This window comes from Caulobacter sp. P1_B12_2, assembly GCF_056406675.1.
The window spans coordinates 1-11,524 of sequence record NZ_JBFTZS010000105.1 but is presented as its reverse complement, the minus strand read 5'-3'; the positions used below and the strand labels follow the sequence as shown (position 1 = coordinate 11,524).

Here is an 11,524-nt window from a genome sequence, read left to right as displayed (position 1 = left end):
GGGCGGGACCTTTCGGCCCCGCCCTTCGTCATGTCTAGCGCGTGAGCGTGGACTAGAAGTCCATGTCGCCGCTCGGGATCGACATGTCGATCCCGATCCCTTTTTGGGGGATGGGCAACTTTATGGATTTCTTAGAAATCCATGTCACCCATGCCGCCCATGCCGCCGCCCGGAGGGCCACCGGCGCCGCCACCCTTCTTGGGGGCTTCGACGATCGCGGCTTCCGTGGTGATCAGCAGGCCGGCCACCGAGGCGGCGTCCTGCAGAGCGGTGCGGACGACCTTGGCCGGGTCGATGACGCCGTCGGCGATCAGGTCGACATACTGCTCGGTCTGGGCGTTGAAGCCGAAGGTGGCCGAGTCGCTTTCCAGCACCTTGCCGACCACGATCGAGCCTTCGACGCCGGCGTTTTCGGCGATCTGACGGATCGGGGCCTGCAGGGCGCGACGGACGATCGCGATGCCGGCGGTCTGGTCGTCGTTGTCGCCGGTCAGGTTCGCCAGGGCCTTGGAGGCCTTCAGCAGAGCCACGCCGCCGCCCGGGACGATGCCTTCATCGGCGGCCGCGCGGGTCGCGTTGAGGGCGTCGTCGACGCGGTCCTTCTTTTCCTTCACTTCGACTTCGGTCGAGCCGCCGACGCGGATGACGGCAACGCCGCCGGCCAGCTTGGCCAGACGTTCTTGCAGCTTTTCCTTGTCGTAGTCCGACGTGGTGTCTTCGATCTGGCGCTTGATCTGGGTGATGCGCGCTTCGATCGCGGTCTTCTCGCCGACGCCGTCCACGATGGTGGTGTCGTCCTTGGTGATGGTGACCTTCTTGGCCTTGCCGAGCATGTCGAGCGACACGTTCTCGAGCTTGATGCCCAGGTCTTCCGACACGACTTGAGCGCCGGTCAGGATGGCCAGGTCTTCCAGCATCGCCTTGCGACGATCACCGAAGCCCGGGGCCTTCACGGCGGCGACGCGCAGGCCGCCACGCAGCTTGTTGACCACCAGGGTGGCCAGGGCTTCGCCCTCGACGTCCTCGGCGATGATCACCAGCGGACGGCCCGACTGGACGACGGCTTCCAGCACCGGCAGCAGCGGCTGCAGCGAGGACAGCTTCTTTTCGAACAGCAGGATGAGCGGCTCTTCGAGCTGAACTTCCATCTTGTCGGCGTTGGTGATGAAGTATGGCGACAGGTAGCCGCGGTCGAACTGCATGCCTTCGACGACGTCGAGCTCGGTCTCGGCGGTCTTGGCTTCYTCGACGGTGATGACGCCTTCGTTGCCGACCTTGTCCATGGCGCGCGCGATCATGTCGCCCACTTCCTTGTCGCCGTTGGCCGAGATGGTGCCGACCTGAGCGATTTCGGTGTTGGTGGTGACCTTCTTCGACGACGACTTGATCTCGGCGACGACGATGGCGACGGCCTTGTCGATGCCGCGCTTCAGGTCCATCGGGTTCATGCCGGCGGCGACCGACTTGAGGCCTTCTTGCACGATGGCTTGAGCCAGGACGGTGGCGGTGGTGGTGCCGTCGCCGGCCTTGTCGTTGGTCTTCGAGGCGACTTCGCGGATCATCTGCGCGCCGAGGTTCTCGAAGCGGTCAGCCAGTTCGATTTCCTTGGCGACCGAGACGCCGTCCTTGGTCGAGCGCGGGGCGCCGAAGGACTTTTCGATCACGACGTTGCGGCCCTTGGGGCCCAGGGTCACCTTCACCGCGTTGGCGAGGATGTTGACGCCGCGCAGCATCTTGTCGCGCGCGTCCGAGGAGAAATAAACGTCTTTAGCGGCCATGTGTATGAGCCCTTCTAAAAGAGAAACTGGGGTCGAAAGCAGTCAGAGGAGAGAGAGGCGGTTAGGCCTCGATCACGCCCAGGACGTCGCTTTCCTTCATGATCAGCAGGTCTTCACCGTCGACCTTCACTTCGCTGCCCGACCACTTGCCGAACAGGATCTTGTCGCCGGCCTTCAGGTCCAGAGCGACGACGTCGCCCTTGTCGTTACGGGCGCCGGGGCCGACGGCGACGACTTCGCCTTCTTGCGGCTTTTCCTTGGCGGTGTCGGGAATGATGATCCCGCCCTTGGTTTTGGTTTCTTCTTCGACACGCTTCACCAGGACGCGGTCGCCAAGAGGACGAAACTTCATAGGGTCTTCTCCGTCGGGACGGTTAGAATTACGGTTCGTCGGCAAGCGGGGAGCGTCGCTGTTAGCAGTCGCTCCCATCGAGTGCCAACGCCGGGCTGGAGTTAGGACCGGCGGTGTAGGGAGTCAAGGACGACGGCCGCCGATTAGCTGTGGGCGAAACCGCTCCGGACCCCGGTGATCCTCCGGCGGCGGACAGAGATAGGGACGGAAGACGGCGGCATGAAGACGATCCCAAGCCTGGGCCTGATCGCGGCGAGCCTGCTCCTCCTGACCGCCTGCGCCACGCCCGCGCCGACGCCGCTGCGCACGGTGACCGACGTCGACGCCGACGCCGGCGTGGTCGAGCTGGCGCGCGGCCAGGACCTGGAGATCGCCCTGCCGCTGAACGCCGGAACCGGCTACGCATGGCGGCTGGACCACGAGGCCCCGCCCCTGCTGGAAGGCGGCTCCAGCTTCGTGACCGACGCCCGGGCGCCGGGCGCGCCGGTCCGCGCGGTCTACCGCTACACCGCCGCGGCCCGGGGCCAGACCGACCTGGCCTTCACGCTCAAGCGGCCGTGGGAGCCCGACCAGCCCGGCGACCGCAGGGTCGTGTTCCATGTAAGGGTGCGCTGATGATCGATCATATCGGACTGCGAGTCGCCGACCTGGCCAAGTCGAGGGCCTTCTACGACGCGGCGTTCGCGCCCTTGGGCATCGACGTGGTGATGAGCGTCGGCGCGGAGATCACCGGCGGCTCTGAAGTGCTGGGCTACGGCCCCAGCGCCGACGGCCGCGACATCCAGGCCGGCAAGCCCAGCTTCTGGATCGGCGAGGACCAAGCCCTGACCGGCCCCCTGCACATCGCCTTCACGGCCCAGACCCGCGCGGCGGTCGACGCCTTTTACGCCGCCGCCCTCGCGGCTGGCGGCAAGGATAACGGAGCGCCCGGGATTCGGCCGCATTATCACCCCAACTACTATGGAGCTTTCGTGTTCGACCCGGACGGCCGGAATGTCGAAGCCGTTTGCCATGCGCCCGCCTGAGCCGATGAGGATCAGGCGGTTGGAGACCGGACCAGAGTGACGATTTCGAGCTACGGCCTTTCGCTTGTCCTGGCGATGATCGCCTGCGTGATCGGCGGGGTGCTGGGCGGCCTGACCCTGGTCCGGCCCGGCTCTGTGCTGGGGCTGAACGCCCTGGAGGTCGAGGACGACGGCGAGGACGAAACCGTGGGCGAGGATGCTCCGCCCGCCACCAGGGCCCAGATCGACGGAAGGACCGAGGGCCGGGCCCTGGGCGGCCTGCTGATCCTGTCGCACGCCGCCGCGGCCTTGTTCCTGGGCTACCAGTCCCACGTCGGGGCGGCCATGGCCTTCGCCCTGGCCATGGCCTGGATGGGCGCCGCCTTGGGCCGCGCCGTCTCGGCCCTGGTCGACAAGTCCCGGGGCCGCTTCAACCTGGGCAGCCTGGCCTTCGAGGTGATGATCGCGATCACCCTGTCCCTGCCGTTCTTCAACGCCGGCCGGCTGGTGGTGCTGCGCGGGCACGGGATGCTGGTGTAGGGCGCCTCTTGAAACCCTCTCCCGGAGGGGAGAGGGAGGGACCCGCGCTGAAAGCGTGGGAGGGTGAGGGGTGACACCCTCGACGTTTTCTCACGAACATCCTGCCGGCGCGCCGTCTGACGTTTTACCCCCTCACCCTCCCACGTTCTTCGAACGCGGGTCCCTCCCTCTCCCCATGGGAGAGGGTTATCTCTAAGGTCTCCCCATGACCCATCGCCCCATCGCCCGCCGCGACGTCCTGATCGGCGCCGGCCTGCTGGCCGCCTTCCCGGCCGCCGCCCAGGTCGTCCCGCCGACGCCCGCGCCCAAGCCGCCCGTCCATGTCGCCATCGACACCCCCCAGGGCCGGATCGTCATCGAGCTGGCCGTGGCCCAGGCGCCGCTGACCACCGCCAACTTCCTGCGCTATGTCGACCGCAAGCTCTATGACAAGGCGACCTTCTTCCGCGCCTCGCGCGCGCCCGGCGCGGTGGACTACGGCCTGATCCAGGGCGGCCTGCAGGGCATCGGCGCCCTGCCGCCGGTGGCCCACGAGCCCACCAGCCAGACGGGCCTCAAGCATGTGGACGGGACGATCTCGATCGCCCGCACCGCCCCCGGCACGGCCACCTCGGACTTCTTCATCTGCATAGGCGACGCGCCCTATCTGGACGCCAACCCCGCCGGCGCGGGCGACAACCTGGGCTTCGCCGCCTTCGGCCGCGTGGTCCAGGGCATGGACGTGGCCAAGAAGATCCTGGCCCTGCCGACGCCCGGCAAGGCGATCAATCCGGTGATGAAGGGCCAGATCCTCGACCCGCCCGTGCCGATCACCTCTGCCCGCCGCATCGCCGCGCCCGTGGGTCCTGACGTGACGGCGCCGCCGAAGCTCTGAGCCGAGCCCGGCGGGAGACCGTCAATCCCTCACGGCTCCTTCTTGAACAGGTCCTGGAAGATCAGCGGACCCCAGGTGCGGCCGCGCGCGTGAACCAGCGCGCCGCCCGCGTTGAGCTTTCCAAGCGCGATGGGCGCGAACCCGAGTTGCTTGGCCAAGGCCGCCACGGGAGCGATCGCGTCCTCGTCGTCGCTCGACAGGAAGACGACCCGGTGGCCGCCTTCGACGACCGGATCGGTGGCCAGCGCGCCCGCGAGCAGGTGATTGAAACCTTTGACGAGCTTGGCCCCGGCGAACGCCTTCGCGACGACGGCGGAGGATGGAAGACTCTCCAGCGCCTCAGGGCCCGGAAACACGTTCATCGCGTCGATGACGGTCTTGCCTTCCCAACTCGGCAGCGCCTTGGCGACATCTGGATGGGACTCGAAACGGACGGCCAGGAAGACCGTGTCCGCCTTGACCGCTTCCGCCAGCGTCTTGGGAATGATCGTGGGGCCGATCGCGGACGCATCGGCCGCGAAGCTTTCCGGATCGCGCGTGGTGGCGACGGAGACTTCGAGGCCCTTGCGGGCGAACGCCTTGGCCAGGGCCTGGCCGATCTTGCCGAAGCCGATGATTGCGTAGGTCATGGTGTTTTCCTTTGGGTTTCAGATCTGGGCCAGGCCGCCGTCGACGGCGACTTCGCTGGCGGTCATGAAGCTGCTGTCGTCCGAGGCGAGGAAGGCGGCCACCGCCCCGATCTCCGCCGGATCGGCCATGCGCTGCAGCGGGTTCATCGCGGCGAACACCTTCATGCCCTCCGCGCCCAACGCTTCCTTGGCCAGTTCGGTCGCCGTCGGGCCGGGCGACAGCACGTTGATCCGGATGCCGGCGCCCTTCAGGTCCTCCGCCCAGGTCCGCGCGAGGTTGCGCACCGCCGCCTTGCTGGCGCTGTAGGCGCTGAACGCCGGGGCGCCCGTCGTGCCGGCGCTCGATCCGGTCAGGATGATCGACCCGCCCCGGCCCATCAGCGACAGCGCCTTCTGGACCGTGAAGATCGTCCCCTTCACGTTGGTGTCGAAGGTTTCGTCGATGTGCTCGGCGGTGATCTCGCCCAGCCGAAGCTGGCTTCCGGCCCCGGCGTTGGCGAAGACGATGTCGAGGGTCCCCCGCTCGGCCTTCACCGCCGCGTAGAGCTGGTCGAGGTCGGCCAGGTCGGAGACCGAACCCTTCACCGCGCGGGCGTTGGGCCCGAGGTCGGCCACGGCGGCGTCGAGCGCGTCCTGCCGTCGGCCGAAGATGAAGACGAAGGCGCCTTCCTCGATGAAGCGCTTCGCCGCCGCGAGGCCGATGCCCGTCGCGCCGCCGGTGATCACGGCGGTCTTTCCATTCAGTCTGGTCATGACGTGTTCTTCCTTGTTCGGGGAGGCCCCCGAGACGTTGGAAGTGGGCTCGCCCAAGGCCGCTGTTGAGTGCGAAAGCGCGCACATCGGTGGTGCGAAAACCAACCAGTCGGCTGTGACAATGCCCCGTAACGCTGGCGAATGTGCTAGCGATGGCCGCGGAAGGCGCACTGCGCGGCGCGGGAACGCACCATGATCGACTGGGATGACGTTCGCTACTTTCTCGCCGTCGCGCGCGGAGGCTCGGTGCGGGCCGCCGCCGGGCGCCTTGGGGTGAACCACTCGACCGTGCTTCGGCGCATCGCCCAGCTCGAGGAACGCCTGGGCGCGCAGATGTTCGAAAAGCTGCCTTCGGGCTACCGCCTGACGGTTGCGGGCGAGGAGGTCCTAGAGCTCGCGAACCAGATGGAAGCGTCGTCGCACCAGCTGGAGACGCGCGTCTTCGGGCGCGACCAGGGCGTGCGCGGGCTTCTGCGGGTGACGTTGGCGCCGACCCTCGCGACACACCTGCTGATGCCGGACTTCGCCGATTTCGCGCGCCTGCATCCGGACATCGAGATGGATATCGCATCGTCCGGCGAACTGGCGAATCTGACCAACCGGGAGGCCGACGTCGCAATCCGCGTCGTCTACGACCGCAAGACCCTGCCGCTCAATCTTCACGGCCTGAAGGGACCGGAGGTGTTCGGCGGCGTCTACATGTCCCGCGATCGGCTAGCCACGTGGCGCGCGGGCGCGCCGGATCCCCTCCGGTGGATCGTCATCAGCGTTCACGGCGTTCCGGACTGGGCCGGCGAGGGCGAGGTTCGCACCGCGGGGGTTCCCTTCAGAACCTCTGACGCCGAGGCCCAGATCGTCGCCGCACGGCAAGGGCTCGGGATCACGACACTGCCGTGCTTCGTCGGAGACGCCGATCCCCTCCTGGCCAGGGTTCCGGGCGCCGACTTGCACCTGTACGGAACGCTCTGGCTTCTCACGCAAGGTGATACCCGCAAGACCAAGCGCGTGCGGCTGTTCACCGAGTTCATATCCGCCAGGCTCGCCGCGTACGGGCCGCTTCTCGCGGGGCTGTCGCCCGACTGACGCGGCAGGGCGCCGGCGACACTTGCCGTGGATACGAAACCCTCTCTCTTTGAGAGAGGGAGGGGCCCGCCGCCGCAGGCGGTGGGAGGGTGAGAGGTTTCAGCGCTTCCGGAAAATCCCGATTCCTGTCGTTGATCGGCCCACCTCGCCCGGCCAGGCTCCAGCCATGGACAAGACCGCTAACGCCCGCCGGCTGCGCCGCGACCAGACCCTAGCCGAGAAGACGCTCTGGACCCTGGTGCGCAATCGTCGCCTGGGCGGGTTCAGGTTCCTGCGGCAGGTCGCGATCGACCGCTACTTCGCCGATTTCGTCTGSGAGGCGGCCAAGGTGATCGTGGAACTGGATGGACCGGCCCATGACGGGCGGGAGGACTACGACGCCCGCCGCACCGAGGTCCTGGAGTTGTTCGGATACATCGTGGTGAGGTTCCCCAACGACCGGCTCCTTACCGACCCCGGCGGAACGGCGGACTACATCTTGGCGGTGCTTCGTTCGGACAGGGTGTAACCTCTCACCCTCCCACCGCTTCGCGGCGGGTCCCTCCCTCTCTCAAAGAGAGAGGGTTTCTTCGAAGCGACTGCCATGGCTCGAAAGCTGTCACCAGTTGACGCCGACCTTCAGACGTTCAGATGAAGGACCACTAGCGCACAAGCGGCGTCACGCCTCACCGATACCGGTACAGCTTCACCCGCTGGATCTGGAACTGGTCGGGCGCCAGCCGGATATGCCGGCCCTGGTGGGTCTGGTCGCCGTTCAGGACGCGGCCGGCGACCCAGCGGCCCTGGGCGTCGAACACGCCCTCGACGGCGCTGTCGATGCCGGCGATGGCCGGACCGTCGCCGGCGCCCGCGAAGGTGACCACCAGGCCGCGTCCGGCCATCAGATACTCCTCGGGACCGATCTGGATGATCATCCCGCCATGGCCGGCGGTCTTCTGCTCGGCCTTGGGCGTCCAGGGATCGGTGAAGCCGACGGTGAAGCGATAGTCGCCGATCGTCTGGCTGACCGGCTGGTCCAGCACCGTGCCGTCCTCCAGCACGCGCGGCTTGAAGCCCGACATCCTGCCCAGCCCCTGGGCCGCCAGGATCGCCGGAGTCAGTTGCTTGAGCACGCCATAGGCCTGGGTCACGGCCTCCTGCGCCTTGGGGTCGGCGTTCTCGACCTGGAACGGCGAGAAGCCGAACGCGTCCAGCTTGCCGATCGCATAGAAGGCGTTGGCCGGCGTCTCGGGCGCGCCGACATTGTTGGCTTCGGGGATGAACAGCGCATTGTCCGGGCGCTTGTAGCGGCCCGCCAGGTCATTGAAGTTCGGGAAGTAGATGTCGGGCGAGATCAGGTCGACGCTGGGCGCGCCGGTCTTCCAGACGTCGATCAGGTGCGGCAGCGGCCCGCCGCTGGGATACTCTCCCGGCGCCTTGCCGGCCCGGTTCAGGGCGACGTTGACGTACATCGGCAGCGGATAGGCCGCCTTGCCGGCCCGGGTCACCGCGTCGGTGTAGCGGGCGTAGAACCAGGCGGTGAACACCTCCTGGCCGGCCTCGGCGTCGCCGAACACCTGGGCCCAGGTCCCGGAGGTCCTCGCGCCGTGGGCCGACCACAGGGCGCGCAGCTCGGGCTCGATGGCGGTCCCGCCGGAGGCCAAGCGCTGAAGCAGTTTGGCCGGCACGGGCGCGGCCCAGGCGGCGTTGGCCTCGGGGCCCCATTCGCGGGCCACCGGCAGCATGCCGATCTCGTTCTCGACCTGGACCATCAACACCGTGCCCTTGGCGTCGGCGACCTTCAGGTGGGCCAGCAGGGCGGCATAGGCCTTGGCGTCGGCGTCGCGGGTGTTGGCCCCGAAGGCCGAGAGGATCTCCTGGCTGACCCCGTTAGCCTGCCCTGGATTGGGGGCCGCCTTGGCGCGCGGGAAACGAACGTCGTCACGCTTCACCCACGACGGGACGTAGGTCGACATGCTGTTCTTCCAGGCCCCGAACCACAGCAGCACCAGGTGCATGTCCTGGGCGCGGGCGTCCTTCAGCAGGTCGTCGACGCTGGCGAAGTCGTAGGCCCCCTCCTTCGGCTCGATCAGCTCCCACGACACCGGCGCTAGCACGGTGTTGAGGTTCATCGCCTTCAGCTTGGGCCAGTACCGGGCCATGTAGGCCCGGCTGGAGGCGCTGGAATTGCCCAGCTCGCCGCCGATCACCAGGATCGGCTTGCCGTCGACGCTCAGCCGTTGGGCCGTGCCCTGGGTTTCCAGGCGGGGCATGTCGGCGAAGGCGGCCTGGGCCAACAGCAGCGACGCAGCCAGTCCGCCGGCGACGCGCGAGACGCGGCGGGACACGCGAGGCTCGAAGGGTCCCTGGTTCATTCGCTTCCCCGTTCGGCTCGGCGTGCTGTCGCGCCCTTGACCGATGATACCGCTAACGCAGCAGAGGGCGAGAGGCGTCAGACTTTAGTCGCGGTCAGACCGTCACCGTCCTGAGCGGGACAAAGCCGGTCTCGGTCTCCAGCCGCAGGCGATAGACGCCGGGCCGCAGGAACAGCACGGCCGAGGCGGCGTCCGGCGCCAGCACCCACTGATCGGCCGGGATGGCCAGGTCGGGATCGACCGCATGGATGGCCTGGAGAACGACCGTCGCCTCGCGGGGGCCCGGCGTGGCGACCTCCACCCGGCGGCGCGCGGGATCGGCCGCCAGCCAGCCAGGACGACCGGCGACGTCGGCCAGGGGCGGATGGAACACGGCCAGGTCGGCCCCCGCCGATCGCGCTCCGATCCAGCCGTCCGCTCCACGCACCACGATCGAATCGACGGGCCTGAAGCGCTCCAGCACCGCCGTCGTCATCGGCGGATCGGCGCCGTGGGGCGCGAACGAACCGGTATAGGCCTGGGAGACGCAGAGCGGATCGATCCCCGACGTCTCGCGCAACCGAGCGGCGAACCACGAGGAGCCGCGATGGTCGGGGGTCTTGCGCAGGTGGGAATAGCCGCAATGGACCAGGACCCGAGACCCCGGGTTCGGCGTCAGAACGTCGGCGATGAAGTTGTCGGTCTCGGCCGTCTCGCGGCGCGCCATGGCGGCCAGTCGCTCCTCGCCGCTCACACGCTGGTCCGACCGCTGTTCGTAGGACGCCAGTCGATAGCCCAGGCCGGCCGCCTCGCGGACCGCCTCGGCGTAGACCGGGTCGTGAAGGTAGTAGCCGAAACTCGGATTCAGGGCGTCGCCGGCCTTGTAGCTCCGCACGTTCGGCGCGCCGGGCTCTCGACTGTTGATGAAGTCCTCGGCGGCCAGGACGTCGAAGCCCAGCGGCCGCAGGGCCCGGAGCACCCGCGCCAGGAACCCGCGGTGGCGCGAGGCGACGTGAGCTTCGTTGAGCATGACCACGCGGCGGTCGCGCGCCGCCTCGACGATGGCGGCCAACGCGTCCTGGGCGGTCGCATCGGCCGGCAGGGGCGCGTCGTCCACGGGTCCCAGGCCGGCGGAGACCAGGGCCGCGGCCTCGTCGCCGAGGAAGGACGCCATCTGCTGCAGGCCCGGATTCTTCGGCGCCGCCTGGACGGCCCGCCATACGGGCAGGTAGCGGCCCTCCAGGAACAGGCGGGTCTGGGGGCTCGCCGCCGCGACCGCCGGCGCGGCCTGTCCCCGGGCCAGACCCGGAAGCGCGCTCGCCGCCACGAGGCCCGTCGCCACGCCCCTGCGCGTCATGTCCATCGAACCGCTCCCCTACCGCACCGGGCAGGCCACCCACTGATAGGCCTGGGCCATCACCCCGCCGTCGCGACGAACCAGGGTCAGCCCGCTGGCCTCGGGGCCGTCGTCGGTGACGTTCGCGCAGCCGTTCGAGCGGATCTGCGCCGAATAGGAGCGCTTGCGGTCGGCCTTGAACGTGCCGTCGGGGTTGGCCCAGACGTCGGCGAAGGAATAGCTGATCGGGCCGCCGCTGTTGATCCGCGCGCCCGGGCCGGCGGGCCGCTCCAGCACCAGGGCTTCGGTCTTGGGGATCTTGCGGGCGCGCATCCAGGCGATCACCTCGGTGAAGCAGGCGTTGCCCAGCAGTTGCTCGCCCTTCTCGGCGCAGCCGGGGCGGTTGCCCTGGACCACGGGCAGGCTCGCGCCATAGGCCTCGTAGATCGCCACCGGCGCGGGCGCGGGCGGCGCGCCGCAGCCGGCCAGGGCCCGCTCGTGAACCCGGTCGCCGGGCTCGACCTCGAAATCGACGGGGCTGGTCAGGCCGCAGCCCGGCGGGGCCGAGAGGGTGGACTTGTCGAACCAGCGCTTGTCGGCCTTGAAGCCCGCCTTGCTCTTGCGCTTGAGCACATATTGCTCGGTCTCCTTGGTCGTCAGCCGCGCGCCGGGCGCGACCGGCCGCTTGGCGCCGATCACGTCCAGCTCCTTGAGGGCGGACTGGGACGCCAGCACGGCGATGCCGGCCGCGAAACAGACGCCGTCCCGCAGGACCGCGTCGGGCGCGCAGTCCGGGCGCGGCCCGGCCAGCTGGCGGGGCGATCCGACGACCTCCACCACGC

At 68.7% G+C, this 11,524-nt stretch carries 12 protein-coding genes and 1 pseudogene; 6 read left to right on the top strand and 7 right to left on the bottom strand.

The genetic code is table 11. From position 1 onward, the window contains the following. Positions 1 to 131: 131 nt before the first annotated feature. Complete coding sequence (gene groL / locus AC1DZ6_RS08810; protein WP_477096814.1) at positions 132 to 1,778, bottom strand: chaperonin GroEL; 1,647 nt, start codon at positions 1,776 to 1,778, stop codon at positions 132 to 134. 61 nt (positions 1,779 to 1,839) lie between these two features. Beyond that, entirely contained in the window at positions 1,840 to 2,130 is a 291-nt protein-coding gene (gene groES, locus AC1DZ6_RS08805) for a co-chaperone GroES (protein ID WP_007665932.1), read from the bottom strand. Between the two features lie 219 nt (positions 2,131 to 2,349). On the opposite strand from groES, the gene AC1DZ6_RS08800 reads away from it, so the two are divergent. From AC1DZ6_RS08800 to AC1DZ6_RS08785, 4 genes are all read left to right on the top strand, one after another. Further along, entirely contained in the window at positions 2,350 to 2,745 is a 396-nt protein-coding gene (locus AC1DZ6_RS08800) for a protease inhibitor I42 family protein (RefSeq protein ID WP_477096813.1), read from the top strand. Beyond that, on the top strand, positions 2,745 to 3,155 hold the full coding sequence (locus AC1DZ6_RS08795; protein WP_477096812.1) for a VOC family protein: 411 nt from the start codon (positions 2,745 to 2,747) through the stop codon (positions 3,153 to 3,155). The genes AC1DZ6_RS08800 and AC1DZ6_RS08795 overlap by 1 nt, the downstream gene beginning before the upstream one ends. A 42-nt stretch (positions 3,156 to 3,197) precedes the next feature. Further along, on the top strand, positions 3,198 to 3,674 hold the full coding sequence (locus AC1DZ6_RS08790) for a DUF4345 family protein (RefSeq protein WP_477096815.1): 477 nt from the start codon (positions 3,198 to 3,200) through the stop codon (positions 3,672 to 3,674). 205 nt (positions 3,675 to 3,879) lie between these two features. Then, a complete protein-coding gene (locus AC1DZ6_RS08785; protein WP_477096811.1) occupies positions 3,880 to 4,548 on the top strand; it encodes a peptidylprolyl isomerase in 669 nt (222 codons plus the stop codon). 29 nt (positions 4,549 to 4,577) lie between these two features. Here the strand turns inward: AC1DZ6_RS08785 and AC1DZ6_RS08780 are convergent, their stop codons facing one another. Continuing rightward, positions 4,578 to 5,177: an NADPH-dependent F420 reductase gene (locus AC1DZ6_RS08780; protein WP_477096810.1), complete on the bottom strand. Its 600-nt coding sequence runs from the start codon at positions 5,175 to 5,177 to the stop codon at positions 4,578 to 4,580. 18 nt (positions 5,178 to 5,195) lie between these two features. After that, positions 5,196 to 5,930, bottom strand: a complete 735-nt coding sequence (locus AC1DZ6_RS08775) for an SDR family NAD(P)-dependent oxidoreductase (protein WP_477096809.1) — start codon at positions 5,928 to 5,930, stop codon at positions 5,196 to 5,198. Between the two features lie 192 nt (positions 5,931 to 6,122). Between AC1DZ6_RS08775 and AC1DZ6_RS08770 the strand changes: the two genes are divergently transcribed. After that, on the top strand, positions 6,123 to 7,013 hold the full coding sequence (locus tag AC1DZ6_RS08770) for a LysR family transcriptional regulator (RefSeq protein ID WP_477096808.1): 891 nt from the start codon (positions 6,123 to 6,125) through the stop codon (positions 7,011 to 7,013). Between the two features lie 166 nt (positions 7,014 to 7,179). Further along, the gene (locus AC1DZ6_RS08765; RefSeq protein ID WP_477096807.1) at positions 7,180 to 7,521 is read left to right on the top strand and encodes an endonuclease domain-containing protein; all 342 of its coding nucleotides are present in this window, start codon (positions 7,180 to 7,182) and stop codon (positions 7,519 to 7,521) included. Positions 7,522 to 7,678: 157 nt separating this feature from the next. Here AC1DZ6_RS08765 and AC1DZ6_RS08760 read toward each other — a convergent pair whose 3' ends face one another. The 3 genes and pseudogenes from AC1DZ6_RS08760 to AC1DZ6_RS08750 all read right to left on the bottom strand — a co-directional run. Next, positions 7,679 to 9,340, bottom strand: a complete 1,662-nt coding sequence (locus AC1DZ6_RS08760) for a GH35 family beta-galactosidase (protein ID WP_477096806.1) — start codon at positions 9,338 to 9,340, stop codon at positions 7,679 to 7,681. Positions 9,341 to 9,461: 121 nt separating this feature from the next. Further along, positions 9,462 to 10,709, bottom strand: coding sequence for a hypothetical protein (locus AC1DZ6_RS08755; RefSeq protein WP_477096805.1), 1,248 nt, complete (start codon positions 10,707 to 10,709; stop codon positions 9,462 to 9,464). A gap of 12 nt (positions 10,710 to 10,721) precedes the next feature. Then, positions 10,722 to 11,524 (bottom strand): annotated as a pseudogene (locus AC1DZ6_RS08750) (hypothetical protein); the annotation flags it as partial.

What these genes read in the sequence shown, in the direction of transcription:
- AC1DZ6_RS08785 (WP_477096811.1), top strand. Translation starts at nt 3,880, where the DNA reads ATGACCCATCGCCCCATCGCCCGCCGCGACGTCCTGATCGGCGCCGGC.
- AC1DZ6_RS08795 (WP_477096812.1), top strand. Translation starts at nt 2,745, where the DNA reads ATGATCGATCATATCGGACTGCGAGTCGCCGACCTGGCCAAGTCGAGG.
- AC1DZ6_RS08770 (WP_477096808.1), top strand. Translation starts at nt 6,123, where the DNA reads ATGATCGACTGGGATGACGTTCGCTACTTTCTCGCCGTCGCGCGCGGA.
- AC1DZ6_RS08775 (WP_477096809.1), bottom strand. Translation starts at nt 5,930, where the DNA reads ATGACCAGACTGAATGGAAAGACCGCCGTGATCACCGGCGGCGCGACG.
- AC1DZ6_RS08755 (WP_477096805.1), bottom strand. Translation starts at nt 10,709, where the DNA reads ATGGACATGACGCGCAGGGGCGTGGCGACGGGCCTCGTGGCGGCGAGC.
- AC1DZ6_RS08800 (WP_477096813.1), top strand. Translation starts at nt 2,350, where the DNA reads ATGAAGACGATCCCAAGCCTGGGCCTGATCGCGGCGAGCCTGCTCCTC.
- groES (WP_007665932.1), bottom strand. Translation starts at nt 2,130, where the DNA reads ATGAAGTTTCGTCCTCTTGGCGACCGCGTCCTGGTGAAGCGTGTCGAA.
- AC1DZ6_RS08780 (WP_477096810.1), bottom strand. Translation starts at nt 5,177, where the DNA reads ATGACCTACGCAATCATCGGCTTCGGCAAGATCGGCCAGGCCCTGGCC.